This is a genomic window from Streptomyces sp. NPDC006487, from assembly GCF_042870555.1.
Classification (GTDB): Bacteria; Actinomycetota; Actinomycetes; order Streptomycetales; family Streptomycetaceae; genus Streptomyces.
This window is the reverse complement of sequence record NZ_JBIAHN010000037.1, coordinates 1-25,831: the sequence shown is the minus strand read 5'-3', so window position 1 is coordinate 25,831 and position 25,831 is coordinate 1. Positions and strand designations below refer to the sequence as shown.

Here is a 25,831-nt window from a genome sequence, read left to right as displayed (position 1 = left end):
GGCCCCCGGCAACGGCGCCGCACGCGGCAACGGGTCCGGGGCGCAGCCCCGGGGAACGGGCGAAGGGCGGGTAGGGGACCCCGCCCCGCAGGGCCGCCCAGCCGCACCCGCCCACCCGGCCCCGCCCCAGGCGGCAGTGGCGCCGCCGCCGACCGGCCACCGCCGGACGGAGTCCGGCGCGGCGGTGCGGGCTGCGCGTCATGAAGGGGCGGGGCTACGCCTCGTACGGCCGGGCCTGCCAGGGGGCGTCCGCCGGGCGGAGGGAGGACAGGGAAGGGTCGGCGGCGAGGGCGGCCGACAGGGCCAGGGCTCCCGTCACGAGCCCGGGGTTGCCCAGCTCGCCCGCCAGGACGCCCCGTACCAGCTCCGGCAGCGGCACCCAGGCCAGCTCCATGTCCGCCTCCTCCGAGCCGGACTCCGCGTAGCGTTCGCCGTCCGCCTCGCAGACCCCCCGCGCGAGGAAGATCCGGGTGGCCTCGTCCGAGCCGCCGGGGGACGCGTAGAAGTCGGTCAGCACCCGCCAGTCCTCGGCCTTGACGTGCGCCTCCTCCGCGAGCTCGCGCTGCGCCCCGTGCAGCGGGTTCTCCCCCACGACGTCCAGCAGGCCCGCCGGGAGCTCCCACAGCCGCCGCCGCACCGGGTGGCGGTACTGGCTGAGCACCAGCACGCGTCCCGCGTCGTCCAGGGCGAGCACGCACACCGACCCGGGGTGCACCTGGTAGTCGCGGCGGGCCACGGACCCGTCCGGCATGCGCACCTCGTCGGAGGCCACGGCCGTCTTCGCGCCCTGGAACGGCCGCTGCGTCGACACCGTCTCCCAGGATTCCGCAGTGTCCTTGATCTCCATGCCCCGAAGCCCTCCACAACGCGCGACAGCCGGGGTACGGATCTCCGTACCCCGGCTGCCAACGTTATGCGGTCGTGCGGCTACTTCGCCGCCTGCTGCCGTTCCACGGCCGCCTTGACCAGACCCGCGAACAGCGGGTGCGGGCGCGTCGGGCGCGAGCGCAGCTCAGGGTGGGCCTGGGTGGCCACCAGGTAGGGGTGGACCTCGCGCGGGTACTCGACGTACTCGACGAGCTTGTTGTCCGGGGAAGTGCCGGAGAAGACCAGACCGGCCTTCTTCTCCAGCTCACCGCGGTAGGCGTTGTTGACCTCGTAGCGGTGGCGGTGGCGCTCGTCCACGTACGCCTGGTCGCCGTAGACCTCGCGCACGATGGAGCCCTCGGCGAGCTTCGCCGGGTACATGCCCAGGCGCATGGTGCCGCCCAGGTCGCCCGCGCCCTCGACGAAGGCCAGCTGCTCCTCCATCGTGGAGATGACCGGGTTCGGGGTGGAGGCGTCGAACTCGGTGGAGTTCGCGTCCTCGATGCCCGCCAGGTTGCGCGCGGCCTCGATGACCACGCACTGCAGGCCCAGGCACAGGCCGAGCAGCGGGACCTTGTTCTCGCGGGCGTAGGTGATCGCGCCGACCTTGCCGTTGACACCGCGGTCGCCGAAGCCGCCGGGGACGCAGATCGCGTCCACGTCACCGAGGACGGCCGCGGCGCCGGCCGGGGTCTTGCAGTCGTCGGAGGTGACCCACTTGATCTGGACGCGGGCCCTGTTGGCGAAGCCGCCGGCGCGCAGCGCCTCGGTCACCGACAGGTAGGCGTCCGGCAGGTCGATGTACTTGCCGACGAGCGCGACCTTGACCTCGTGGTCGGGGTTGTGGACCCGGTCCAGCAGGTCCTCCCAGACGGTCCAGTTGACGTCGCGGAAGGGCAGGTCGAGCTTGCGCACGACGTACGCGTCCAGGCCCTCGGTGTGCAGGACCTTGGGGATGTCGTAGATCGACTTGGCGTCGATCGCGGCGACCACGGCCTCCTCGTCCACGTCGCACATCAGCGAGATCTTGCGCTTGATGGACGTCGGGACCTCGCGGTCGGCTCGCAGCACGATCGCGTCGGGCTGGATGCCGATGTTGCGCAGCGCGGCCACCGAGTGCTGGGTGGGCTTGGTCTTCAGCTCGCCGGAGGGGCCGATGTAGGGCAGCAGCGAGATGTGCACGACGAAGACGTTGTCGCGGCCGACCTCGTGGCGGACCTGGCGGACGGTCTCCAGGAACGGCAGCGACTCGATGTCGCCGACGGTGCCGCCGACCTCGGTGATGACGACGTCGACGTCGTCGGTCGCCATGCGGCGGATGCGGTGCTTGATCTCGTTGGTGATGTGCGGGATGACCTGCACGGTGTCACCGAGGTACTCGCCGCGCCGCTCCTTGGCGATGACCTGCGAGTAGACCTGGCCGGTGGTGACGTTGGCCGAGCCGTCGAGGTCGACGTCGAGGAATCGCTCGTAGTGACCGATGTCCAGGTCGGTCTCGGCGCCGTCGTTGGTGACGAACACCTCGCCGTGCTGGAACGGGTTCATCGTGCCCGGGTCGACGTTCAGGTACGGGTCGAGCTTCTGCATCGTGACCCGAAGACCGCGCGCCTTCAGCAGCGCACCCAGGCTGGAGGCCGTCAGGCCCTTGCCGAGGGAGGAAGCGACACCCCCGGTGACGAAGATGTGCTTGGTCGTCATGGATTTGGGCGGCATCGCCAAGAGGGGGCTCCCGTGGTCGCGAAGGTGAGGTGCGTCCGGCGCCGGCCACCATCGAACCGGAGGGTCTCAGGGGGCGCCGAAGCTGCGGTTTCGGGGCTCCTGATTCGCACAGGCAGACCACCGGTCCACGGGATACCAGCCTATCAGCGCCCGGGCCGGTCCGCCTCCGGCCACGCGGCGGGGGCGTCCGAGGGAGGTCCGAGGGGCATCCGAGAGGCGTTCGAGGGACGTCCGGGACGATCTCCGCAGGGTCGGTCACCGCGGTATCGCCGACGCTCACCCGTTCGGCCGAACCTCATTGTTCCCAAGCTGACGAGGATCACTAGGGTGCCGTCTTGTCCCGCTCGGATCTCGATCACATCCCTGCCGAGCGGCCCCGCGAACGGCGTAACCCGTCCGGTTCCGGAATCATGGGCTGGACGCGGCCATCCACATCACCGGAGAATCCGCGGCATCGCGCAATGCAAGCGCCCTTCGGGGCGGACGTGGCTGTTCGACTGGAGATGCAACGTGTCCGGGCGCATCGAGGATTACGCACTGATCGGCGACATGCAGACCGCGGCATTGGTCTGCCGGGACGGGGCGGTGGACTGGCTGTGCCTGCCACGCTTCGATTCCCATGCCGTCTTCGCGAGCATTCTCGGCACCGAGGAACACGGGTTCTGGCGGATCGGCCCGGCGTTCCCGGCCGGTACCGAGGCCCCGCGTGCCACCCGGCGCCGCTACCGAGGTGACTCGCTGGTCCTGGAGTCCGAGTGGGACACCCCGCGCGGCACGGTCCGCGTGATCGACTTCATGCCGCCCCGCGAGGACCACGCACCGCAGCTCATCCGCATCGTGGAGGGCATCAGCGGGCGCGTCCCCATGCGCTCCGCGCTGCGCATGCGCTTCAGCTACGGCCGGGTGGTGCCCTGGGTGCACCGGGTCGACGACCGCACCGTGGCCGTGGCGGGCCCCGACTCGGTCTGGCTGGACACCGAGGTGCAGACCTACGGCAAGGACCTGACCACGTACTCCGACTTCACCGTCGGGCCGGGCGACCGGAAGGCCTTCTGCATCAGCTGGCAGCCCTCGCACAAGGAGCCGCCGCAGCCGCCGGAGGCCGAGGAGGCCCTGGAGGCCACCACCGAGTTCTGGCGGGACTGGGTCGAGCAGTGCACGTACCACGGCCCCTACCGGGAGGCGGTGATCCGCTCCCTGATCACCCTCAAGGCGCTCACGTACGCCCCCACGGGCGGGATCGTCGCCGCGCCCACCACCTCCCTCCCGGAGGAGATCGGCGGGGTCCGCAACTGGGACTACCGCTACACCTGGCTGCGCGACGCCGCCATCACCCTGTCCTCGCTGCTGCGCACCGGCTACCGCGAGGAGGCCCGCGCCTGGCGCGAGTGGCTGCTGCGGGCGGTGGCCGGCGACCCGGAGAACCTGCAGATCATGTACGGGATCGCGGGCGAGCGGGAGCTCGGCGAGACCGAGCTCGACTGGCTGCCCGGGTACGAGAACTCCAGGCCGGTCCGGGTCGGCAACGGCGCCGCGGGCCAGCTCCAGCTCGACGTGTACGGGGAGGTCACCGAGGCCCTGCACCTGGGCCACATGACCGGCCTGGCGCGCAACGACTACGCCTCACTGCTCCAGCTGAAGCTGATCCGCTACCTGGAGACCCACTGGGACCAGCCCGACGAGGGCATCTGGGAGGTGCGCGGCCCGCGCCGGCACTTCGTGCACTCGAAGGTGATGGCGTGGGTGGCCGTGGACCGCACGATCAAGCTGATCGAGAGCGGGGACGCGGACGGGCCGCTGGAGCGGTGGCGCGAGATGCGCGACGAGATCCACCAGGACGTCTGCGAGAAGGGCTACGACAAGGAACGCAACACGTTCACGCAGTCCTACGGGTCCAAGGAGCTGGACGCGTCCCTCCTGCTGATCCCGCAGATGGGCTTCCTGCCACCGGACGACAAGCGGGTGATCGGCACGATCGAGGCGATCCAGCGCGAGCTGTCGACCCCGGACGGCTTCATCCTGCGCTACCCGACCTCGGGTGAGGAGGCGGGCGTGGACGGTCTGGAGGGCGACGAGGGGGCCTTCCTGGCGTGCTCCTTCTGGATGGCGGACGACCTGGCGATGATCGGCCGGGTCGACGAGGCCCGCCGCCTCTTCGAGAAGCTGCTCGCGCTCCGCAACGATCTGGGCCTGCTGGCGGAGGAATGGGATCCGAAGCTCCAGCGCCAGGTCGGCAACTTCCCCCAGGCCTTCAGCCACGTCCCCCTGATCGACACGGCCCTGCGGCTGACGGCGAGCGGGGCGTACGGAGGCTGACTACGCTGGAGGGGTCGTAGGCCCTTCCGCACCTTCCGCATCTCCCGGAAGGGGGTAGCCATGGCTCCCCTCTCGAAGGCGGGCACGGCGCTTGCCGAGCTCCGCGAGGACCTGTCCGGCGCCGTCCTGGTCCCGGAGGATCCGGGGTACGACGAGGCCCGCACCCTCTACAACGGGATGATCGACCGCCGGCCGGCCGTCATCGCGCAGTGCGAGGGTCCGGTGGACGTGGTGACCGCCGTGCGTTTCGCACGGCGGCTCGACCTGCCGGTCGCGGTGCGCGGCGGCGGCCACAGCGTGGCCGGGATGTCCCTGAACGACGGCGGCGTGGTCGTGGACCTGCGCCGGATGCAGGGGGTGACCGTCCATCCCGGGGCCTCGGCCGTCCGCGTCGAGGGCGGCGCCACGATGAGCCATCTGGACCGGGCCTGTGAGCGGTACGGGCTGGCGACCACCGGCGGCCGCGTCTCCACCACCGGAGTCGGCGGCTTCGTCCTGGGCGGCGGCACCGGGTGGCTGGACCGCAAGTTCGGCCTGGCGGTGGACAACCTGCTCGCCGTGGACCTGGTGACGGCCGACGGGGAGATGGTGACGGCGACCGAGGAGGACCACCCCGAGCTGTTCTGGGGGCTGCACGGCGGCGGCGGGAACTTCGGCGTAGCGACCTCGCTGACCCTGCGGCTGCACGAGCTGCCGGCCATGTCCGTCGCCTTCCTGCTGTACCTGCCGGAGCACGGGCCCGAGATGGTCCGTACGTACCGGGAGGTCATGGAGGACGGGCCGCGCGAGGCCGGCGGCGGCGCCATCTACATGACCGGCCCGCCCGAGGAGTTCGTCCCGCCGCACCTGGTGGGCCGGCTGCTGGCGGGCGCGCTGATCACGTACGCGGGACCCGAGGAGGAGCTGCGCCGCCTCGCCGCGCCGCTGCTGGTGATCCCGCACGAGGCGGAGCTGGTGACGGCCCTGCCCTACGCGGACCTCCAGTGCATGCTCGACGATCCGCCCGGCATGCGGAACTACTGGTCGGCGGAGTACCTGACCGGGGTGCCCGACGCGTTCGTGGACGTGTTCTGCGCCCGCGCGGACTCCATGCCGGTGCCGAGCGGCACGCAGCACGTGGTGTGGCCCCAGGGCGGCGCGATCGCCGAGGGGCCGGCCGACTACCCGCTGTCGTTCCGCGACGCGCCCTGGGCGGTGCATCCGTTCGCCGCCTGGGAGGACCCGGCGGACGACGAACGCTGCCGCCGGTGGGTCAAGGACGTCCGCGCCGACGTCCGGCCGTGGAGCACCGGCGCGGTCTACCTCAACTTCACCGGGGACGAGGGCGGAGACCGGGTGGCGGCGGGCCTCGGGCCCGAGAACATGCGGCGGCTGGGCCGGCTGAAGCGGGAGTACGACCCGGACAACGTCTTCCGCTTCAACCACAACATCGCGCCCGCCTGACGGTCCGCCGCGGGCCTGCGTGAGGGCAGGCCTACGTGAGGGCGGTGATCACCTCCTTCGCCGCCCGCTCCCCCTCGGTCGCCCCGCCTTCCATGAACCCCTGGAAGTCGTAGCTGCAGTGCTCGCCGCCGATGTGGATCCGGCCCTGCGCGGTGCCCTCGTACTTGGCGTACTTGTGCAGGTAGCCGGTCGGCCAGTACGAGTAGGCGCCCAGCGCGTACGGATTGCGGTGCCAGGCCGACAGCTGCGCCTTGCCGTTCCAGGCCGCCTTGGTGCCGGGGAAGAAGGCGTCGATCCCGGTGAGCATCCGGCCCGCGAGGGCGCGTACGTAGGGGTCGGAGTCGGTGGCGAAGGGGGTCGCCGGGGTGAGCGAGCCGGCCAGGGTGCCGCCGCCGTACTGGAGCAGGATGCCGCCGTTGCCGGGCTGGACCTTGGTGGTGTCCCAGGTCTGCTGGACCTCGCTGTCGGTGAAGCAGTCGCCGGCGGAGACCCCCGGCCAGGGGCCGGTGCCGCGCCAGGGGCGGCTGGTGAACTGCATGTTGAGCTTGGTGCAGTAGCCCATGCGGGCGTCGCGCAGGAGGTTCTTCATCAGCGGGTCGAAGCCGGCGCCGGTGATGTCGATCCGCTGGAGGATGGGCAGCGGCAGGCACAGGACGGTGTGGTCGGCGACGACCGTCCGGGTGGCGCCCGCGTCGTTGAAGGTCAGCGTCTGGGTGCCGTCGGCGGAGACGCGTACGGCGACCAGCTCGCGGCCCATGACGAGCGAACCGGCGGGCAGGGCCTGGGCGATGGCGGTCGGCAGCCGGTCGTTGCCGCCGGTGATGTGGTAGCGCTCGTTGGACAGGCCCCAGACGTTGAAGTTGCCCGGGTTGGGCTGGTAGCCCATCAGCAGGACCAGCGCGAGGGCGGACTGCTGATCGGTGTCGGCCCCGTACTCGACGTTGTACGCCACGTCGATGAAGCGGCCGAGCTGCGAGCCGTGTCCGCCGGGGATCCGGGTCTCGATCCACTGGTACAGGGTCATGTTGTCGAGGGCGGTGCCCGCGGGGGTCGTGGAGTTCCAGGAGACCTCGCCGGCCTCCTGGAGGTCGCGGCGCAGGGCCTGGTAGACGGCGTTGAAGTCCTCGTCCGCCTGGTCGCGCGGGTAGTACGTCCCGTCGAACCAGAGGACCTCCTCCGCCCCGTTGGGGCCGCCGCCGAGGAAGTCCTCGGTGGGGAGGCCGAAGCGGCGGCAGAGCTCGAGGATCTTCTTGTGGCTGGTGTCGATCAGCTCGCCGCCGATCTCGGAGGTCTGCCCGTAGGCCCACAGGGAGCGCTGGGTCCACATCCGGCCGCCGACGCGGCTCGGGTTGGCCTCGTAGAGCGTGAAGGGGACGCCCGCGTCCTTGAGGGTGAGCGCGGCGGTCAGCCCCGAAATGCCGGCGCCGACGATGGCGACGCGGGCGGGGGTGACGGGCTTCTTGACGACGACGGTCTCCACCGCGTGGGCGCCCGCCGGGGCGACCGCGGCACAGGCCAGGGCGGTGCCGAGCCCGAGCGCGGCGGCGCGCCCCAGGAGCTGGCGGCGGGTGGAGCCGCGTACTTCGGCGACGGGCAGGCCGAGCTGTCGGGCGGCCGCGTGCTCGGCGGCGAGGCGGCGGAGCGCGTGCATGAGTGGCGTACGGGCCATGGCGGTGGCTCCTTCTCAGACGTTCGCGGCGGAGGGGGCGGACTGGCCGGCGGACCGGCCGGCGGACTCGTCGGTGCGCTCTGCGGCGTCCTCCAGGACGACGCGGCCGATGATCTCGTAGCGGTCGGGAGCCTTGTACTTCAGCCACAGGCCCAGTCCCAGCCCGCCGAAGAAGACGGCGCCGACGATCCACGGGATCAGGGTGAAGAAGAAGGAGTCGGCGGCCAGACCGGCCGCCGTCTTCATGTTGACCAGCAGCAGGACGACCACGGCGGCCATGGCGACCCCGCCGATCAGCGGGGCGGTGAAGGTGCGGAACCAGTGCCGGTCCTCGGGGTGGTTCTTGCGGAAGTAGCCGATCACCGCGAAGGAGCACAGGGTCTGGACGATGAGGATCGCCATGGTGCCGAGGATCGCGAGCAGGGTGTACAGGTGGATGTACGGGTCCTGCCCGGTCAGCCAGAACAGCGCGACCAGGCCGGTGGCGATGGCCGTCTGCACCACGGAGGCGATGTACGGGGAGCCGTGCTTGGCGTGCGTGCGGCCCAGGCCCGGGTGCAGGAAGCCCTCGCGGCCGATGGCGTAGAGGTAGCGGGCGGCGCACTGGTGGAAGGCCATGCCGCAGGCGAAGGAGCCGGTGAGCAGCAGCCACTGGAAGGCGTCGACGGCCCAGGCGCCGATGAAGGTCTGGGTGGGGGCGAAGAACAGGTCGAGCGGGCTCGCGGAGGCGGAGAGCTCCACGGACTTGGTGAGTCCGTTGCCCGCGATGGTCATCCAGGAGACGTAGATGTAGAAGAGGCCGACTCCGACGACGGAGATCAGGGTCGCCTTGGGGATGACCTTCTTCGGGTTCTTGGACTCCTCGCCGTACATGGCCGTGGACTCGAAGCCGACCCAGGACCAGAAGGCGAAGAAGAGGCCGAGCCCGGCGGAGGCACCGGTGAAGGCGTTCTTGGGGTTGAGGGGTTCGACCGGGATGCCGTCCGGGCCGCCTCCGGCGATCAGTACGGCGGTGGCGACGGCGAAGAGCACGGCGATCTCGGCGATGAGCATCACGCCCAGGGCCTTGGCCGTGAGGTTGATGTCGAAGTGCGCGAGGGCGGCGGTGATCGCGAGCATGGCGGCCGCGTAGACGATCCAGGGCAGGTCTATGCCGAGCTGATCGTGGACGGTGGTCTTCGTGAAGTAGGAGAAGACGCCGACGATCGAGGCCTCGAAGACGATGTAGGCGAGGACCGCGAGCATGCCGGAGGCCATGCCGGCGATCCGGCCGAGACCGTGCGAGATGTATCCGTAGAAGGCACCGGCGGCGGTGATCCGCTTGGCCATGGCGACGTAGCCGACGGCGAAGACGGTCAGGACGGCGGTCGCGAAGAGGTATCCGGCGGGGGCGCCGATGCCGTTTCCGAAGCCGACCGCGATGGGAAGGTTGCCGGTCATCGCGGTGATGGGAGCGGCGGTGGCGACGGCCATGAAGACGACACCGACCAGGCCCACCGAATTGGCTTTCAGCCGCTGGACCTGGGGTGCGCCGCCGCCCGTGCTGCTATCCGTGCTCATGGCTCCTCGTTCCTGTCGTGAGGGCGCTCACTCTCGCCCCGCGTGACGTACGCCACAATCGGCAGTCGGTCCGATAATCTCCTTGTAGGGGCGACGAGTTGTCGGGCCGGACGGGGGTAGATGAGACCCCGTAACCGGTCGGTGATGTGCACGGAACAAGAGCCCCGGTAGCGTCCGCCATATGGACAATCAGGGCGGGATCACGGTTCAGCGGGCACTTGAGCTGCCGGGACTGCGCAGCGGGCTCCCGGAGGTCGTGGCCTGCGCCGACCGGCTCGGCCGGACCGTGCGCTGGGTGCATGCCGGAGAGGTCCCCAACATCGCCTCCCTGCTCAAGGGCGGCGAGCTGCTGCTGACCACCGGCCTCGGCCTCGGCACCCGCCCCGCCGAGCAGCGCGCCTTCGTGCGGCGCCTCGCGGACCGCGGCATCGCCGCACTGGTCGTCGAGCTGGGACCCCGCTTCACCCGGCTCCCGGCGACCCTCGTGGAGACGGCGCGGACGGTCGGCCTCCCCCTGGTCCAGCTGCACCGGGAGGTCCCCTTCGTGACCGTCACCGAGGAGGTCCACACCGAGATCGTCAACGGGCACTACGCGCTGCTCCAGCGGGCCGAGGAAGTCCACCGGCGCTGCACGGAAGCGCTGCTCGACGGCGGCGGGATCCCCCAAGTGCTCCACATCCTGGCGGACTTCACGGCGAACCCGGTCTTCCTGGAAACGCCCGACGGCCAGTTGCTGTACGCGGCCGGCCCGGTCGCCGGCGAGGCCGCGGCGGACCCGCTCCAGGTCTGGGAGGGCCTACGGGGCCAGCGCCCGGCGGAGCCCTCCGGCAACGCCGTGGTGGTCGACGTCCCGGGCGGCGGCCGCGGCACGGGCTCGGTGCGGGCCCGGCTGGTGTTGCTCGGGGTCTCCGCCCCGCTGCTGCCCGTGCACCGGATGGCGGCGGAACGAACGGCCGGCGTACTGGCCGTCGTGCTGATGCAGGCCCGGCAGGAGGACGAGCTGGCGGCGCGCGGCCGCGGCGATTTCCTCACCGACCTGGCGGAGGGACGGATCTCGGCGGAGGACGCCCCCGCCCAGGCACGCGTCCTGGGCTTCAAGCCGGGCCCCGGCCCGCTCCTGCCCATCGTCATGCGGCTGTCCTCGGACCTGGCCCCGTCGGGGAACTGGGCGGTCCTGGCCCGGGCCGTCCTGGAGGAACTCGCCTCGGTCGGCGTCCCGGTCCTCCTCGGGGTCCGCCCGGTCGAGGGCCGCGTCCCCCTCCTCGTCTCCCTCCGGTCCGACGCCGAGCGCACGACGGTGGCGGACCGGGTCGCGGCGGCCCTGCGGGCCGGTGTGGAGCGGGCCGGCCTGGACCGGGCGGGTGCCGCGCCGGCGGTCGTCGTCGGCGTCTGCGGAAGCTGGACGGCGGCCTCGGCGGGCCTGCGCCACGCGGCGGAAACCGCCACCGCCGCGGCCGGACTGCCGTCCCGGCCCTGGTACGACGCCCGTCGCCTCGACATCGACCTGCTCCTGTGGCGCCTTCGCGAGCACCCCGACCTGGCGGCCTTCGTGGACCGCGCGATCGGCCCCCTGCGCGTCCACGACACCCAGTCCCGCCCGCCGCTCCTGCCCACCCTGGAGACGTACCTGGCCCACGCGGGCCGCAAGGCGGAGACCGCGCGCGAGCTCCACCTGAACCGCCAGACCCTCTACAACCGCCTGGCCCGCATCTCGGAGCTCCTGGGCGCGGACCTGGACGACCCGGAGACGGTCCTCTCCCTGAGCCTGGCCCTCCGCGCCCGCCGCCACGCCATTCCCTCCTGACGCGATCCCTCCCTGACGCACCGGACGCCGGGGCGGTCCCGGCGTCCGGCCGGGGTCGTCAGGCGCGAGCGGCCGCGGCGGCGACGATCCGGTTCCGGAACTCGACGGCGCAGTGCCGCAGGTGGTGGTCCAGGACCTCGTCCGGCCCAGTCCAGCGCGCCGGTACCCCAGCCGCCCATGTGCGGGCGCTCTCGCGCGGCGCGCCGGTGTCTCCGTCGGCACGATCCACCGCCGCTTCGAGGACAAGGAGCAGCTGATCACCGGGACCTGAGCGGGACACGCGAGCCGAAAGAGGCGGACCGGGCCGCCCGGCAAGATCCGAAAGAGACGGCCTAGCGCCGGCGGGAGGTCAGCTCGTCGTACACGGACAGGACCTGCGCCACCGTGTCGTCCTCCGACGGCCACGTCGAGGCCTGGGCCCGCCCGGCCACCGCCAGCGCCCCCCGCCGCGCGGGATCGGCCAGCAGTCCGGCCACGGCGCCGGCCAGCGCCCCCGCCTCCCCGTAGGGCACCAGCACGCCCGCCGGGCCCACCAGCTCCGGCACACCGCCCACCGCCGTCGCCACCAACGGCACGCCCATCCGCAGGGCTTCCTGCGCGAGCGGCGACCGCGCCTCCCACCGGCTCGGCAGCACCGCGACATCAGCGGCTGCCAGCAGCCGCACGGCGTCCCGCCGCCGCCCGAGCAGCCGTACCGGCAGCTGCTCCGCCTGGATGCGCCGCGCGAGCTCCGCCCGCATCGGTCCCTCTCCCGCGATCACCAGGAGCGGCACCGGGTCCAGGGTCCGCCACTCGCGCGCCGCGTCCAGCAGTACGGAGTACCCGCGCCGCGGCACCAGACTCCCGATGGCGATCAGCAACGGCCGCTCGACCGCGCCGAGTTCCGCCCGCACCTTCCCCGGGTCGGGAACGTCCGGAGGGCCGGACGGCCCGGAGGCCGCCGAGGGCACCGCCACCGCGGCCAGGCGCGCGTCCCGCGCCCCCCGCAGCCGGGCCAGGTCCACCTGGGCCGAGGAGGCGCCGAGGACGATCGCCGCGGCCCGCGCGACGTGCCGTTCGAGGAGGAGGCTCAGGCGGCCGCTGCCGGGGCCGCCGCCGTGCCAGCTGACGACCAGCGGAACCCGCCGCCCGCGCAGGGCCAGCGCGGCGCGCATGCCGGCCCGTACGCCGTGCGCGTGCACCACGTCGGCCTCGACGCAGGCGGCCCGCAGCGCGCTCACCGCGTCCGGGGTGAACCGCGCACCGGCGCCGGTGAAGTCGTACTCCCCCTCCGCCTCGACAGGCGCGCACACCGTGACCCGTACGCCGCGCGCGGCGAGCCCGGTGGCCAGCGACCGCACGTGCGCACCGCCGCTCGCGCCGCCGAGTACTTGGACGGTGCGAAGGACGGGGACCGGGACCGGGGAGCTGCTCACGGGCCGAAGCTCCAGGGTGAGGGAGGGAGGAAGGCAAGGACGTCGCCCAGAATGCCAGTCCGTACGCGCGTTCCGGGACCATACGGGTGCGGATCCCGTGTGAGTTACGGCCCGGACCCCCCGATCCTCACCCACACGGGCTAGCCGGGCGTCAGCCCGATGACCCCGACGTCAACGCCGAAGCCCTACTCCGGGCTCCGGGCCGCCGCGAGCAGCTCCTCCGCGTGCGCCCGCGCCGACGCCGAGTCCTCGTGGCCGGCCAGCATCCGCGACAGCTCGCGGATCCGGGCCTCGCCCTCCAGGACGGTGACGCCACTGCGGGTCACGGAGCCGTCGTTGGTCTTCTCGACCAGCAACTGCCGGTCCGCGAAGGCCGCCACCTGCGGCAGGTGCGTGACGACCACGACCTGCGCCGACTTGGCCAGCTTCGCGAGCCGCCGCCCGACCTCCACGGCCGCCTTGCCGCCGACGCCCGCGTCGACCTCGTCGAAGAGGTACGTGGGCACCGGGTCGGAGCCCGCGAAGACGACCTCGACGGCGAGCATCACTCGGGACAGTTCACCGCCCGAGGCGCCCTTGGCGATCGGCCGCGGCTGGGCGCCGGGGTGCGGGGCCAGGAGCAGTTCGACCTCGTCGACGCCCGAGGGCCCGTACGCGACGAGCCGGCCGCCGACCTCGACCCCCTCGGGGTCCTCGGTCTGCCGGACGTCGATGGTGACCCGTGCGTGCGGCATCGCCAGGGAGGCCAGCTCCTCGGTGACGGCGGACGCGAAGCGGGTCGCCGCTTCGCCCCGCGCGTCGGTCAACGCCTGGGCCAGTGCGGAGAGTTCCAGCCGCAGCCCGTCACGCTCGGCGGTCAGCTCGTCGATCCGCTCGTCGTCGCCGTCCAGCTCCAGCAGCCGTACGGAACCGCGTTCGGCCCACTCCAGGACGGAGTCCACCGTGTTCTCGGGGTGCCCGGCGGATCCGTACTTCCGGATCAGCTGGGTCAGTGCCGCCCGGCGCTCTTCCACGGCCGCCAGCCGCAGCGGATCGGCGTCCAGGTCGTCCGCGTACCCGGCGAGTTCCCCGGCCACGTCACCGAGCAGGATGCCCAGCTCCCCGATCCGCTCGGCGAGCGCGCCGAGCGCCGGGTCGTGGGAGCGTACGGATTCCAGTGCGCGGTGCGCCCCGGCGACGAGCGCGCCCGCGTCGACGCCCTCCGGGTCCTCGACGTTGCCGGCGAGGGCCGCGTGCGCGACCTGGGCGGCCGAGGCCAGGGATTCGGCGTGCCCGAGGCGCTCCGCCTCCGCCGCCAGTTCCGTGTCCTCGCCCGAGAGCGGTTCCACGGCGGCGATCTCGTCGAGCCCGAAGCGCAGCAGGTCGGCCTCCTGGGCGCGTTCCCGGGCCCGGGTGGTGATCTCCTCCAGCTCTCCGGCGACGGCGCGCAGCCTGCGGTGGGCGGCGGCGTACTTCTCCAGCGGGACGGCGACGGCGTCGCCCGCGTACCGGTCGAGGGCCTGGCGCTGCCGGGCGGGCCGGAGCAGTCCTTGCTGGTCGGTCTGGCCGTGGACGGCGACGAGATCGTCGGCGAGTTCGGCGAGCAGTCCGACGGGCACGGAGCGGCCGCCGACGTGGGCGCGCGAGCGACCCTCGGCGGAAACGGTCCGGCTGATCAGCAGCGCGCCGTCGTCGAGCTCGGCACCGGCCTCCTCGGCGCGCAGCGCCGCGGGGGCGTCCGGGCGCATGACGATGCGCCCTTCGACGACCGCGGCCTTGGCCCCGATCCGCACCAGGGCAGGGTCGGCTCGCCCGCCGAGCAACAGCCCGAGGCTGGTGACGACCATGGTCTTGCCCGCGCCGGTCTCGCCGGTCACCGCGGTGAAACCGGGTGACAGCTCGACCACAGCGTCGTCGATGACCCCGAGCGACCGTATCCGCATCTCCTCAAGCACGGGACGACGATACCGAGGTTTCATGGGTGCCATGTGACGTCACCCGCGCGAACCAGCTCGAACAATCATGCTATTTACGTACGCGCGGTGCACGGGAACCCGTACGGCGCCGCTCCCGCGACCGCACCCGCCCCCTACCGGACTAGTGCGGGGCCCCGCGCCATCCCGACACCGGCAGCGCGAACTTCGCGACCAGCCGGTCCGTGAACGACGCGTGGTGCAGCCGGGCGAGCCGCACCGGCACCGTCCCCCGCCGGACCTCCACCCGGGCCCCGGCCGGCAGCTCCACCGTCCGCCGCCCGTCGCACCACAACACCCCGTGCGGGGTCCCGGTCTGCACCTCCACGGCCAGCACGGAGTCGGGCGAGGTCACCAGCGGCTTCGCGAACAGCGCGTGCGCGCTGATCGGCACCATCAGCAGCGCCTCCACCTCCGGCCAGACCACCGGCCCGCCGGCCGAGAAGGCGTACGCCGTGGAGCCCGTCGGCGTCGCGCAGACGATCCCGTCACAGCCGAAGCCGGACACCGGGCGCCCGTCGATCTCCAGGACCACCTCCAGCATCCGTTCCGGGGACACCTTCTGGACGGCCGCCTCGTTCAGCGCCCAGTCCCGGTGCACCACGTCCCCGTTGGTCCGCACGATCACATCGAGGGTCATCCGCTCCTCGACCTCGTACTCCCGCGTCACGACCCGGTCCACGACCTTGTCCAGGTCGTCCCGTTCCGCCTCCGCGAGGAAGCCCACCCGGCCCAGGTTGACGCCGAGCATCGGCACCCCCGAGCCGCGCGCGAACTCCGCGCCGCGCAGCAGCGTCCCGTCGCCGCCCAGCACGATCAGCAGCTCGCACCCGGCGAGCACCTCCGGGGTGCACTCGGACTCGGCCACCAGCTCCACCTCGGGCGGCAGCGGCAGGTCCACCGCCTCGTGCCGCAGCACCCGTACGCCCAGCCCGCTGCGCAGCAGACCCTGCACCACCAGCTCGGCGCTGCGGATGGCCGCCGGCCGCCCGGTGTGCGCGAGCAGGAAGACGGTCCGCTTCCCCGGCGCCCCTGACGTCCCTGACTTCCCCGACTGTGCCGGGTCCCCCGAAAGATCACTCACTGCGGCCCCTCCGCCACTGCACGATCGACATCCGCCGGGTCGAGTACCGGTGCCCCCGCCCGCAGCCACAGAAAATACTCGACGTTGCCGGAGGGGCCCGGGAGCGGGCTCGCGGTCACCCCGAGCACGCCCAGGCCCAGTTTCCACGCCTGCGCCGCGACGTCCCGCACGGCCTCGGCGCGCAGCTCCGCACTGCGCACCACGCCACCGCTGCCGAGCCGGTCCTTGCCGACCTCGAACTGCGGCTTGACCATCAGCACCAGGTCCGCGCCGGGCGCGCAGCAGCGTACGAGCGCGGGCAGGACCAGCCCGATGGAGATGAAGGACAGATCGCCGACGACCAGGTCCACGGGCACCCCGTCGATCTGCTCGACCGTGAGCTCGCGCACGTTGGTGCGGTCCTTCACGGTGACGCGGTCGTCGCTCTGCAGGGACCAGGCGAGCTGCCCGTAGCCGACGTCGACGGCCATCACGTGGTCCACCCCGGCGCGCAGCAGCACGTCGGTGAAACCACCGGTCGAGGCGCCCGCGTCCAGCGCCCGGCGGCCCTCCACGAGCAGCCCCTGGGGCTGGAAGGCCGCGAGGGCCCCCGCCAGCTTGTGGCCGCCCCGGGAGACGTAGTCGGGGTCGCTGTCGTCCTTGAGGACGACGAGGGCCGCGCTGGTCTCGACCTGGGTGGCCGGCTTCGTCGCCGTGTTGCCGCCCACGGTCACCCGGCCGGCGGCGATCAGCTGCGCGGCGTGCTCGCGGGAGCGGGCCATGCTGCGGCGTACCAGTTCGGCGTCCAGGCGGCGGCGTGCCACTCCTGCCACGATCGGTTCAGCTCCTGTTTTCGTGCGGACGGGGGCCCTCGGTCGCGTCCAGCGCGGTCAGCGCGGAGCGCAGCCCCCTGTGCACATCCTCGTACACCTCGAGGTGTCCGTCCGCCGGGAGGTGGTCCACGTCCGCCAGCCGCTCCAGCGCGGCATCCGCCGCGGCGTGCCCCGTGGGGGTGCGTACGACGCCCAGCACGACCGGCCCGGCGGGCGCGGCCGGGGCTTCGTCCGGCTCCTGGGCCGCGGCGGGCACTTCTTCGCTCATGCCCCCGACGCTACCGCGTAGGGCGTCCGCGACCGCGCACGGCTCTGCGGTACGGTCGGGATCACGATGGCTACGATCGAGGAGTGCCGTGCGGCACTCGACCAACTCTCCGACAACCTGGCGCGGGCCGAAGGCGACGTGCGCGGTGCGACCGCGCTCGACCGCTCGCTGAGCTGCCACATCACCGACCTGGACCGGACCTTCACGGGCCGCCTCGACGGAGGCCGGATCCGCGTGGACGCGGTGGCTCCCGGCCCGCCGTCCGCCAAGGCCGAGATCCGGCTGGCGATGACCGGCGACGACCTGCTCGCCCTGGTCGCCGGCGACCTGAAGTTCCCCAAGGCCTGGGCCTCGGGCCGCATCCGCCTGGAAGCAGGCTTCCGCGACCTCCTCCGCCTCAAGAGCCTGCTCTAGCCGCGCCACATCCAGCCCCGCCGCGCCAAAATCAGCCCCGCCGGCGTTTGAGGCGCTGGGTCCGGGGCGGAGCCCCGGGAAGCGGCGCCGCACACTCCTACTCCGCCTGCGCCACAACCAGGCGACGAGCCACCCGCGCCGCTGGTATGACCAGCGGCGTCTCCGTCTCCGGGTCCGAAATGACTTGGCACCGCAGCCCGAACACCCGCTCCACCAGCTCCGCCGTGACCACCTCGGCCGGCGGCCCCTCCGCCACGACCTTCCCGTCCCGCATCGCGATCAGGTGGGTGGCGTAGCGCGCCGCGTGGTTCAGATCGTGGAGCACCGCGACCAGCGTCCGCCCCTGCTCCTCGTGGAGCTCCGCGCAGAGGTTCAGCACCTCGATCTGGTGCTGGATGTCCAGGTAGGTCGTCGGCTCGTCCAGCAACAGCAGCGGCGTCTGCTGCGCCAGCGCCATCGCGATCCACACCCGCTGGCGCTGCCCGCCCGACAGCTCGTCCACCGCCCGGTCCGCGAGTTCCGCGACCCCCGTGGAGGCCATCGACTCCTCCACGATCCGCTCGTCCTCCCCCGACCACTGCCGCAGCAGCCCCTGGTGCGGATAGCGGCCCCGCGAGACCAGGTCCGACACGGTGATCCCGTCCGGGGCGATCGAGGACTGCGGCAGCAGTCCCAGCGTCTTGGCCACCTTCTTCGCCGGCATCGACCCGATGGCCTGACCGTCCAGCAGCACCCGCCCCACCGTCGGCTTGAGCATCCGCGACAGGGCACGCAGCAGGGTGGACTTGCCGCAGGCGTTGGGGCCGACGATCACGGTGAAGGAGTTGTCGGGGATCTCCACCGACAGGTTCTCGGCGATGACCCGCTGGTCGTAGCCGAGGGTCACGTTCTCCGCGGTCAGCCGCTGCACTTGCCTGCTCCTCTGATTGCCCATTGCCCTCTGGTTCCTCATATGCGGCCCGCCTTGCGCTCGGTGACGAGCAGCCAGAGCAGGTAGCAGCCGCCGACCAGGCCGGTCACCACCCCCACCGGCAACTGGTCGGCGCCGAAGGCCCGCTGCGAGGCCCAGTCGGACACCAGCAGCAGCAGGGCGCCCATCAGCGCGCCGGTCAGCAGGCTCGCCCCGGGCGAGCGGGTCAGCCGGCGCGCGAGCTGCGGCGCGGCCAGCGCGACGAAGCTGATCGGCCCGGCCGCCGCGCTGGCCGCGGTGGTGAGCAGGATCGCCGCCATCATCAGCACGAGCCGCGTCCGCTCCACCCGCACCCCGACGGCGTACGCCGCGTCGTCGCCCATCTCGATCATCCGCAGGGCCCGGCTCTGGCCGAGGACCAGCGGGAACAGCACCGCGCAGGTCGCGAGCAGCGGCCAGACCTGCGCCCAGTCCCGGCCGGCCAGCGAGCCGGTCAGCCAGACCATCGCACGGGTGGCGTCGACGAGCTGCGCCTTCGTCAGCAGGTACTGGATGACGGCGATCAGCATCGCGGAGGCGCCGATGCCGACGAGGACCAGCCGGTAGCCGTGGATGCCCTGTTTGTACGCGAGCAGGTACACGGCGATTCCCGCCACCAGCCCGCCCGCGAGGGCCCCGGCGGCCACCTCGCCGGCGCCGCCGTGGAACAGCACGATGACCAGGAGCGCGCCGACGGCCGATCCGTAGCCGAAGCCGAGCACGTCCGGAGAGCCGAGCGGGTTGCGCGAGACGGACTGGAAGACGGCGCCGGCCATCCCGAGGGCGGCGCCCACCAGGACCGCGACCAGGACCCGCGGCAGCCGCAGGTCGTTGATGACGAACTCGTGCGCGGGCGTGCCGTTGCCCATCAGGGTCTGTACGACGTCCCACGGCGCGATGTCGAAGTCGCCGGTGCCGATGAGCAGGACGGCCATCGCCAGCGCGAGCACCAGGAGCAGCGCCCCCACGCCGAGCGCGCGCCGCTCCACGCGCAGCGACAGCCCGCCGGGCAGGTGCACCGGCCGGGGCCCGGTCCGTCGCCCGCGTGCCTTGACGGGTGCGTCGGTCACTGTCACAGCTGGGCCATCCTCTTGCGCCGGACGAGGTGGATGAAGACGGGTCCGCCGATGAGCGCGGTGACGATGCCGACCTGGAGTTCGCCGGGCCGGGTGACGACCCGGCCGATGACGTCGGCGCCGAGCAGCAGGACGGGCGAGAGCACCGCCGAGTACGCGAGCACCCAGCGCATGTCCGGGCCGGTGAAGAACCGTACGAGGTGCGGGATCATCAGGCCGACGAAGACGATCGGCCCGCACGCGGCGGTCGCGGCCCCGCACAGCAGGGTGATGGCGATCATCGCGCCGATCCGGGTCCGCGTCAGGTGCGCGCCGAGCGCCCGCGCGGTGTCGTCGCCCATGGCCATGGCGTTGAGCGGCCGGCCCAGGCTGAGCGCGAGGACGGCCCCCACCAGCAGGAAGGGCGCCACCTGCCGGACGGTTTCCATGTTCGCGGAGGCCAGCGAGCCCACCGTCCAGAACCGGAGCTTGTCCAGCGCCTGACTGTCCGTCAGCTGTACGGCGTTGATGTACCCGACGAGGGCCGCGCTGGCCGCCGTACCGGCGAGGGCCAGGCGCACGGGCGTGGCGCTGCGGCTGCCGCCGAGCACGTACACGACCACGGAGACGACGGCGGCGCCGAGGAAGGCCCACCACACGAACTCGTCCAGCGTGGACGCCCCGAAGAAGCTGATGGCCGATACGACGGCGGCCGCGGCCCCCGCGTTGACACCGAGGATGCCCGGCTCGGCCAGCGGGTTGCGGGTCAGGGCCTGCATCACGGCGCCGGAGAGTCCGAGGCCGAGGCCGACGAGCACTCCGAGGAGGGTGCGCGGGACCCGCAGGTCCCGCACGACCACGTCGGAGGCCGTACCCGAGTAGTGGAAGAGGCCGTGCCAGACCTCCTCGAGCGGCATCTGCTTGGCGCCGACGGCGATGCTCGCCACCACGATCAGCGCGAGCACGCCGAAGGCGGCGAGCAGACCGGCGGCTCGCACGCCGTGGCGCGAGCGGGTGGCAGCGGCCGGCGCCGCGCTCGGTTCGGGGGGACTCTCGACCAACACGAAAGTTAGGCTAACCTACCTTCCGCCGTGCTCGGCTCCCCCGAACGGCCCTCCCGCCGGGTCCTCGGACCCTGCCCTCACCGGTCCTGACCTGCCAGGACCCGGCGACACCCCACCGTCAGCCCGGCTCCGCCCGCTCATGGCCCCGTACAGATCACAGCCCTCTGCGGCCCCTTACAGACCCTTAGAAGCCTTAGAAGCCTTAGAAGCCTTAGAGACCCAGCCTGGCCAGCGCCTTGCCCGCGTCCAGCCCGCACGAGCCGTCGCCCGCCTGGGTCCAGGCCGCCGCGCACAGCGCCCGCAGCCCGTCCATCGCACCGCTCGCGCCGTCCTCGCCGCGCAGCTCCAGTACGCCGTCCAGCGCCACCGCCGTCCACTCCCCGCAGCGGAACCCGCCCCCGTCGGCCGGCACCACCTCCGGCTGCCCGGCCAGCAGCCCGCGCAGGTCCCGGTCGACGTACGTCGGCCGGTACTTCGGCTCGGCCCGCAGCAGCTGGGCCCCGTCCGTCACCCCGGTCAGCACCAGCAGCGAGTCCACGTCCCCGTTGAAGGCGCCCTCGATGTCGGTGTCCAGCCGGTCCCCGACGACCAGCGGCCGCTTCGCCCCGGTCCGCAGCACGGTCTCGCGGTGCATCGGGGGCAGCGGTTTGCCCGCCACCTGGGGTTCGGCGCCCGTGGCGATCCGTACGACCTCCACGGCGGCCCCGTTGCCCGGCGCGATGCCCCGTGCCCCCGGGATCGTCAGGTCGGTGTTCGAGGCGTACCACGGCACCCCGCGGTTGATCGCGTACGAAGCCTCCGCGAACCGCCCCCACGGCAGATCGGGCCCCCCGTAGCCCTGGACCACCGCTGCGAGCCCCTCCTCCTCGGCGGAGTCGACCGGCACCAGCCCGCGTTCGCGCAGCGCGACCCGCAGCCCCTCACCGCCGATCACCAGCACCTTCGAACCGGGCTCCACCTGCTCGGCGATGAGCCGGGCCACCGCCTGCGCCGAGGTGATCACCTCGCCGGCCTCCGTCGGGATGCCCAGCTCGCTCAGGTGCTCGGCGACCGCGTCCGGGGTGCGCAGCGCGTTGTTCGTCACGTACGCCAGGTGCATCCCGTCGGCCCGCGCCGCGGCGAGCGAGTCCACGGCGTGCGCGATGGCCTCCCCGCCCGCGTACACCACACCGTCGAGGTCCAGCAGGGCCGTGTCGTACGCCTGGTGCAGACTCCGCTCACTGCCGGCGGGAAGGGTCCTGCTCTGCCGCGTCATGGTGTCGGCTCCTCATGCGATCGATCTTGTCCGGTTTCCGTACTCCCCCGATCATCCCGCATGCCGAGACGGGTCTTACGATTCATCAATGACCACATCTGGCACCGCGGACCACGGACTGCGCCTGATCCCGTTCCATGGCCTGCGCTATGTCCCCGAGCGCGTCGGCAGCCTGGCCGCCGTGACCTCGCCGCCGTACGACGTGGTCGTGCGCCCCGACGGACTCAACCACCTGGAGTCCGCCGACCCCCACAACATCGTCCGCCTGATCCTCCCGCAGGCCGACACCCCCGCCGCCCGCAACCAGCAGGCGGCGCACACGCTGCGCGACTGGCTCTCGGAGGGCATCCTCAGCGCCGACCCGGTACCCGCGCTCTACGTCTACGAGCAGCGCCGCGGGGAGCTGCTCCAGCGCGGGGTCATCGGGGCGCTCGCCCTCTCCGCGGCCGAAGAGGGGATCGTCCTCCCCCACGAGGACGTCATGCCCCACGTGGTCACCGACCGCGCCGGCCTGATGCGCGCCACCTCCGCCAACCTCGAACCGCTCCTCCTGACCTACCTGGGCGACGGTCCGGCGGCGGGCGCGGCAGCGGTCGTCGAGCGCACCGCCCACTCCACCCCGCTGTTCTCCACCACCACGGAGGACGGCTTCCAGCACCGGCTGTGGGCCATCACGGACCCCGCCGACCTGGCCGCGATCACCGCCGACCTGGGCGACCGCCAGGCCCTCATCGCCGACGGCCACCACCGCTGGGCGACGTACCTGCGCCTCCAGGAGGAGCACGGCTCCCCCACCCCCTGGGACTTCGGCCTGGTCCTCCTCGTCGACACCGCCCGCTACCCGCTCCAGGTCCGCGCGATCCACCGGCTGCTCAGGCGCCTGTCCCCCGCCGACGCCCTGGCCGCCCTCGACGGCCGCTTCCGGGTCCGCACCGTCGACGGCCCGTTGCCGGCAGCCATGGCGGCCCTGGCCGAGGCCGCGGAGCTCGGCAACGCCTTCCTGCTCACCGGCGACGGCACCTTCCACCTGCTCACGGACCCCGAGCCCGCCCTGATCGAGCGCACGGTCCGCGGCGACCGCCCCGAGGCCTGGCGCCGACTGGACGCCACGGTCCTCCACGCGACCCTGCTGGACACCCTCTGGGCCGTTCCCGACGCCCCCGACCAGATCTCGTACATCCACGACACCGAGGCCACCGTCGAGATGGCGGAGCGCCTCGGCGGCACGGCCGTCCTACTGCACCCCGTGCGCGAGTCGGTCGTACGGGAACTCGCCCGCCAGGGCGTGACGATGCCCCGCAAGTCCACCTCCTTCGGTCCCAAGCCGGCCACCGGCCTGGTCCTGCGCAGCGTGGACTGACGGACCCCGGAGCAACAAAAAAGGGCGGTACCCCCATCGGGGGTACCGCCCTTCTCAGCTCACTCAGCCGTCGTCGCGGACTCCGGCATCGCGACGGTCGTCACCCTGACGGTCGTCGTCCTCGTCCTCGTCCTCGTCGAGAACGACGACCTCGTCGGTGACGTCGACGTCGACGTCGACAGCGGCGTCACCCTCGTACTCGTCGTCGTCCTCGTCGTAGTACTCGGCCTGGTCGGAGGCACGCTCGGCGGCCACGACCTCCGGGTCGTCGTCGTCCTCGTCGTCGAACTCGGCCTCGAACTCGGGCTCGACCTCGTCCTCGTCCTCGACATCCACGTCCGAGTCGTCGGCGGAGGCGTCGACGAACTCGACGCCGTCCAGCTCGGCGAGACGGTCGGAGGCGTCCGTGGCCCCGTCCTTGTCGGCCTCAAGGGTCTTGGCGAACCACTCGCGCGCCTCGTCCTCGCGGCCGGCCGCCAGCAGGGCGTCGGCGTAGGCGTACCGCAGACGCGCGGTCCACGGCTGCACGGAGCTGGAAGCCAGCTCCGGGCTCTGCAGGGTCACGATGGCGGCGTCGAGCTGGTCCATGTCCCGGCGGGCACCGGCCGCGACCAGACGCATCTCGACCTGCCCGGCCTTGTCCAGCTTCTGCACCTCGGGCTCGCCGGCCATGGCCAGCGCCCGCTCCGGACGGCCGAGGCCGCGCTCGCAGTCGGCGATGACGGGCCACAGCTCGACCGAACCGGTCATCCGCTTGGCGGCGCGGAACTCCGCGATCGCCTCGGCGTACTTCTGGTTGGCGTACGCGGCGAAGCCGGCGGCCTCGCGCACGGCGGCGACACGGGAGGCCAGACGCAGGGCGATGCGCGAGTACGCGTATGCCTGCTCCGGGTCCTCGTCGATCAGCCGGGCCACCATGACCAGGTTCTTGGAGACTTCCTCGGCCAGCCCCTTGGGCAGGCTCAGCAGCTCCTGGCGCACGTCGGAGTCGATCTCGAAACCGGTGACGTCGTCGTCGATCGGAAGCCGCTTGACCGGGTCCCGGTCCGCACGGAAGTCACGGTCGCCACCACGGTCGTCACGCCCGCGGAAACCACCGCGGTCGCCGCCACGGTCATCGCGACGGGGGTACGAGGGACGGTCGCCGCGGTCGTTGCCGCGGAAGCCACCGCGGTCGTCGTCGCGACGGGGGTACGACGGGCGGTCGCCACCGGAGGGGCGGTCGTCGCGACGCGGGTACGAAGGACGGTCGCCACGGTCGTTGCCGCGGAAGCCACCGCGGTCGTCGTCGCGACGGGGGTACGAAGGACGGTCGCCACCGGAGGGGCGGTCGTCACGACGCGGGTACGAAGGACGGTCGCCACGGTCGTTGCCGCGGAAGCCACCACCGGAGGGGCGGTCGCCACCACGGTCGTCGCGACGCGGGAAGGAGGGACGGTCGCCACCGCGGTCGTCGCGACCGCCGCGGAAGCCACCGCGGTCGTCGTCGCGACGGGGGTACGACGGACGGTCGCCACCGGAGGGGCGGTCGTCACGACGCGGGTACGAAGGACGGTCGCCACGGTCGTTGCCGCGGAAGCCACCACCGGAGGGACGGTCGCCGCGGTCGTTCCCACGGAAACCGCCGCCGGAGGGACGGTCGCCACCACGGTCGTCGCGACGCGGGTACGAGGGACGGTCGCCGCCACCGGAGGGACGGTCGTCACGGCGCGGGAAGGACGGGCGGTCGCCGCCGGAGGGGCGGTCATCGCGACGCGGGTACGACGGACGGTCGCCACGGTCGTTGCCGCGGAACCCACCACCGGAGGGACGGTCGCCGCGGTCGTTCCCACGGAAACCGCCGCCGGAGGGACGGTCGCCACCACGGTCGTCGCGACGCGGGAAGGAGGGACGGTCGCCACCGCGGTCGTCGCGACCGCCGCGGAACCCACCACGGTCGTCGTCACGGCGCGGGTACGACGGACGGTCGCCACGGTCGTTGCCGCGGAAGCCACCACCGGAGGGACGGTCGCCGCGGTCGTTCCCACGGAAACCGCCACCGGAGGGACGGTCATCGCGGCGCGGGTACGACGGACGGTCGCCACCGCCGGCCGGACGGCCGCCACGGTCGTCACGACGGAAGCCACCGCCCGAAGGACGGTCACCGCCACCGGAGGGACGGTCGTCACGGCGCGGGTACGACGGACGGTCGCCACCGCCGGCCGGACGGCCGCCACGGTCGTCACGACGGAAGCCACCGCCCGAAGGACGGTCACCGCCACCGGAGGGACGGTCATCGCGACGGAACGGCGGACGCTCGCCGCCACGGTCGTCACGGCCCCCGCGGTAGCCGCCCCTGTCACCGCCGTCGTTGCGCCGAGGCTCGCGCTCCGGACGATCGTCGGGAGAGTTGGACATGGGTGTGACTCCTGTCTTCGGGGTACCGCTAGTCATTCTCGCGCAACCAACCCATGGCCGCGCTTCGGCGTAAAGATCTGGAAAACAAAAAAGACCCCTGCTCCAGCGTTGAACGCTGGACCAGGGGTCCTTTGAAAAATTGTTCGGCGGTGTCCTACTCTCCCACAGGGTCCCCCCTGCAGTACCATCGGCGCTGAAAGGCTTAGCTTCCGGGTTCGGAATGTAACCGGGCGTTTCCCTAACGCTATGACCACCGAAACCCTAATCGGTTTCGAGCGAACAAGCACACTTTGTAGTTATGTTCTAGCTCTAGAAACCAGCAACAGTTCGTTGCTTCAGAACTAACACAGTGGACGCGAGCAACTGAGGACAAGCCCTCGGCCTATTAGTACCAGTCAGCTCCACCCGTTACCGGGCTTCCACATCTG

20 protein-coding genes, 1 rRNA gene and 1 pseudogene are annotated in these 25,831 nt (G+C 72.4%); 6 read left to right on the top strand and 16 right to left on the bottom strand.

What is annotated here, in order from left to right:
* Positions 1-214: 214 nt before the first annotated feature.
* Together ACFYM0_RS37445 and ACFYM0_RS37440 are read right to left on the bottom strand one after the other, a co-directional pair.
* Positions 215-847: an NUDIX hydrolase gene (locus tag ACFYM0_RS37445; protein WP_327252020.1), complete on the bottom strand. Its 633-nt coding sequence runs from the start codon at positions 845-847 to the stop codon at positions 215-217.
* Positions 848-927: 80 nt separating this feature from the next.
* Complete coding sequence (locus tag ACFYM0_RS37440) at positions 928-2,580, bottom strand: CTP synthase (protein WP_385384497.1); 1,653 nt, start codon at positions 2,578-2,580, stop codon at positions 928-930.
* Positions 2,581-3,096: 516 nt separating this feature from the next.
* Here ACFYM0_RS37440 and ACFYM0_RS37435 point away from each other — a divergent pair.
* The gene (locus ACFYM0_RS37435; RefSeq protein ID WP_388510065.1) at positions 3,097-4,902 is read left to right on the top strand and encodes a glycoside hydrolase family 15 protein; all 1,806 of its coding nucleotides are present in this window, start codon (positions 3,097-3,099) and stop codon (positions 4,900-4,902) included.
* Positions 4,903-4,962: 60 nt separating this feature from the next.
* Positions 4,963-6,345, top strand: coding sequence for an FAD-binding protein (locus ACFYM0_RS37430; protein WP_388510063.1), 1,383 nt, complete (start codon positions 4,963-4,965; stop codon positions 6,343-6,345).
* Positions 6,346-6,376: 31 nt separating this feature from the next.
* Here the strand turns inward: ACFYM0_RS37430 and ACFYM0_RS37425 are convergent, their stop codons facing one another.
* Positions 6,377-8,014: a flavin monoamine oxidase family protein gene (locus ACFYM0_RS37425; protein WP_388510060.1), complete on the bottom strand. Its 1,638-nt coding sequence runs from the start codon at positions 8,012-8,014 to the stop codon at positions 6,377-6,379.
* Between the two features lie 15 nt (positions 8,015-8,029).
* Positions 8,030-9,574 (bottom strand): APC family permease, encoded by a 1,545-nt coding sequence (locus ACFYM0_RS37420; RefSeq protein ID WP_388510057.1) that lies wholly within the window; start codon positions 9,572-9,574, stop codon positions 8,030-8,032.
* Positions 9,575-9,755: 181 nt separating this feature from the next.
* On the opposite strand from ACFYM0_RS37420, the gene ACFYM0_RS37415 reads away from it, so the two are divergent.
* A complete protein-coding gene (locus tag ACFYM0_RS37415) occupies positions 9,756-11,378 on the top strand; it encodes a PucR family transcriptional regulator (protein ID WP_388510054.1) in 1,623 nt (540 codons plus the stop codon).
* A 112-nt stretch (positions 11,379-11,490) separates the two neighbouring features.
* Positions 11,491-11,649, top strand: coding sequence for a helix-turn-helix domain-containing protein (locus ACFYM0_RS37410; protein ID WP_388510052.1), 159 nt, complete (start codon positions 11,491-11,493; stop codon positions 11,647-11,649).
* 61 nt (positions 11,650-11,710) lie between these two features.
* On the opposite strand, the gene ACFYM0_RS37405 is transcribed toward ACFYM0_RS37410, so the two are convergent.
* The 5 genes from ACFYM0_RS37405 to ACFYM0_RS37385 form a co-directional block, all read right to left on the bottom strand.
* Positions 11,711-12,793 carry a glycosyltransferase family 4 protein gene (locus tag ACFYM0_RS37405; protein WP_388510049.1) on the bottom strand — a complete coding sequence of 361 codons (1,083 nt, stop codon included), beginning with the start codon at positions 12,791-12,793 and terminating at the stop codon, positions 11,711-11,713.
* Between the two features lie 185 nt (positions 12,794-12,978).
* A complete protein-coding gene (gene recN / locus ACFYM0_RS37400; protein ID WP_388510071.1) occupies positions 12,979-14,715 on the bottom strand; it encodes a DNA repair protein RecN in 1,737 nt (578 codons plus the stop codon).
* A 154-nt stretch (positions 14,716-14,869) separates the two neighbouring features.
* A complete protein-coding gene (locus tag ACFYM0_RS37395; RefSeq protein ID WP_388510046.1) occupies positions 14,870-15,829 on the bottom strand; it encodes an NAD kinase in 960 nt (319 codons plus the stop codon).
* Positions 15,826-16,641 (bottom strand): TlyA family RNA methyltransferase, encoded by an 816-nt coding sequence (locus ACFYM0_RS37390; protein ID WP_388510043.1) that lies wholly within the window; start codon positions 16,639-16,641, stop codon positions 15,826-15,828. The genes ACFYM0_RS37395 and ACFYM0_RS37390 overlap by 4 nt, the downstream gene beginning before the upstream one ends.
* A 7-nt stretch (positions 16,642-16,648) precedes the next feature.
* Entirely contained in the window at positions 16,649-16,909 is a 261-nt protein-coding gene (locus tag ACFYM0_RS37385) for a hypothetical protein (RefSeq protein WP_388510041.1), read from the bottom strand.
* Positions 16,910-16,975: 66 nt separating this feature from the next.
* Here ACFYM0_RS37385 and ACFYM0_RS37380 point away from each other — a divergent pair, with 66 nt between their 5' ends.
* Positions 16,976-17,323 (top strand): SCP2 sterol-binding domain-containing protein, encoded by a 348-nt coding sequence (locus tag ACFYM0_RS37380; protein WP_388510038.1) that lies wholly within the window; start codon positions 16,976-16,978, stop codon positions 17,321-17,323.
* Positions 17,324-17,420: 97 nt separating this feature from the next.
* Here ACFYM0_RS37380 and ACFYM0_RS37375 read toward each other — a convergent pair whose 3' ends face one another.
* The 4 genes from ACFYM0_RS37375 to ACFYM0_RS37360 all read right to left on the bottom strand — a co-directional run bounded on the left by ACFYM0_RS37375 (position 17,421) and on the right by ACFYM0_RS37360 (position 21,646).
* Entirely contained in the window at positions 17,421-18,275 is an 855-nt protein-coding gene (locus tag ACFYM0_RS37375) for an ABC transporter ATP-binding protein (RefSeq protein WP_388510035.1), read from the bottom strand.
* Positions 18,272-19,348 carry a FecCD family ABC transporter permease gene (locus tag ACFYM0_RS37370; RefSeq protein ID WP_388510032.1) on the bottom strand — a complete coding sequence of 359 codons (1,077 nt, stop codon included), beginning with the start codon at positions 19,346-19,348 and terminating at the stop codon, positions 18,272-18,274. The genes ACFYM0_RS37375 and ACFYM0_RS37370 overlap by 4 nt, the downstream gene beginning before the upstream one ends.
* On the bottom strand, positions 19,345-20,391 hold the full coding sequence (locus tag ACFYM0_RS37365; RefSeq protein WP_388510030.1) for an iron chelate uptake ABC transporter family permease subunit: 1,047 nt from the start codon (positions 20,389-20,391) through the stop codon (positions 19,345-19,347). Before ACFYM0_RS37365 ends, ACFYM0_RS37370 begins: the two co-directional genes overlap by 4 nt.
* Before the next feature lie 211 nt (positions 20,392-20,602).
* Positions 20,603-21,646, bottom strand: coding sequence for an HAD-IIA family hydrolase (locus ACFYM0_RS37360; RefSeq protein WP_388510028.1), 1,044 nt, complete (start codon positions 21,644-21,646; stop codon positions 20,603-20,605).
* Between the two features lie 88 nt (positions 21,647-21,734).
* On the opposite strand from ACFYM0_RS37360, the gene ACFYM0_RS37355 reads away from it, so the two are divergent.
* On the top strand, positions 21,735-23,006 hold the full coding sequence (locus ACFYM0_RS37355; protein WP_388510026.1) for a DUF1015 family protein: 1,272 nt from the start codon (positions 21,735-21,737) through the stop codon (positions 23,004-23,006).
* Between the two features lie 63 nt (positions 23,007-23,069).
* Here ACFYM0_RS37355 and ACFYM0_RS37350 read toward each other — a convergent pair whose 3' ends face one another.
* From ACFYM0_RS37350 to rrf, 3 genes and pseudogenes are all read right to left on the bottom strand, one after another.
* A complete protein-coding gene (locus ACFYM0_RS37350; RefSeq protein ID WP_388510069.1) occupies positions 23,070-23,972 on the bottom strand; it encodes a hypothetical protein in 903 nt (300 codons plus the stop codon).
* A gap of 105 nt (positions 23,973-24,077) precedes the next feature.
* Positions 24,078-25,388 (bottom strand): annotated as a pseudogene (locus ACFYM0_RS37345) (hypothetical protein); the annotation flags it as partial.
* 156 nt (positions 25,389-25,544) lie between these two features.
* Positions 25,545-25,661, bottom strand: a 5S ribosomal RNA gene (rrf, locus tag ACFYM0_RS37340).
* Between the last annotated feature and the right edge of the window lie 170 nt (positions 25,662-25,831).

Excerpts from the sequence above, each read along its gene's own strand:
- ACFYM0_RS37355 (WP_388510026.1), top strand. The coding sequence starts at position 21,735 with ATGACCACATCTGGCACCGCGGACCACGGACTGCGCCTGATCCCGTTC.
- ACFYM0_RS37360 (WP_388510028.1), bottom strand. The coding sequence starts at position 21,646 with ATGACGCGGCAGAGCAGGACCCTTCCCGCCGGCAGTGAGCGGAGTCTG.
- ACFYM0_RS37430 (WP_388510063.1), top strand. The coding sequence starts at position 4,963 with ATGGCTCCCCTCTCGAAGGCGGGCACGGCGCTTGCCGAGCTCCGCGAG.
- ACFYM0_RS37380 (WP_388510038.1), top strand. The coding sequence starts at position 16,976 with ATGGCTACGATCGAGGAGTGCCGTGCGGCACTCGACCAACTCTCCGAC.
- ACFYM0_RS37375 (WP_388510035.1), bottom strand. The coding sequence starts at position 18,275 with ATGAGGAACCAGAGGGCAATGGGCAATCAGAGGAGCAGGCAAGTGCAG.
- recN (WP_388510071.1), bottom strand. The coding sequence starts at position 14,715 with ATGCGGATACGGTCGCTCGGGGTCATCGACGACGCTGTGGTCGAGCTG.
- ACFYM0_RS37385 (WP_388510041.1), bottom strand. The coding sequence starts at position 16,909 with ATGAGCGAAGAAGTGCCCGCCGCGGCCCAGGAGCCGGACGAAGCCCCG.
- ACFYM0_RS37420 (WP_388510057.1), bottom strand. The coding sequence starts at position 9,574 with ATGAGCACGGATAGCAGCACGGGCGGCGGCGCACCCCAGGTCCAGCGG.
- ACFYM0_RS37445 (WP_327252020.1), bottom strand. The coding sequence starts at position 847 with ATGGAGATCAAGGACACTGCGGAATCCTGGGAGACGGTGTCGACGCAG.
- ACFYM0_RS37415 (WP_388510054.1), top strand. The coding sequence starts at position 9,756 with ATGGACAATCAGGGCGGGATCACGGTTCAGCGGGCACTTGAGCTGCCG.
- ACFYM0_RS37425 (WP_388510060.1), bottom strand. The coding sequence starts at position 8,014 with ATGGCCCGTACGCCACTCATGCACGCGCTCCGCCGCCTCGCCGCCGAG.
- ACFYM0_RS37440 (WP_385384497.1), bottom strand. The coding sequence starts at position 2,580 with ATGCCGCCCAAATCCATGACGACCAAGCACATCTTCGTCACCGGGGGT.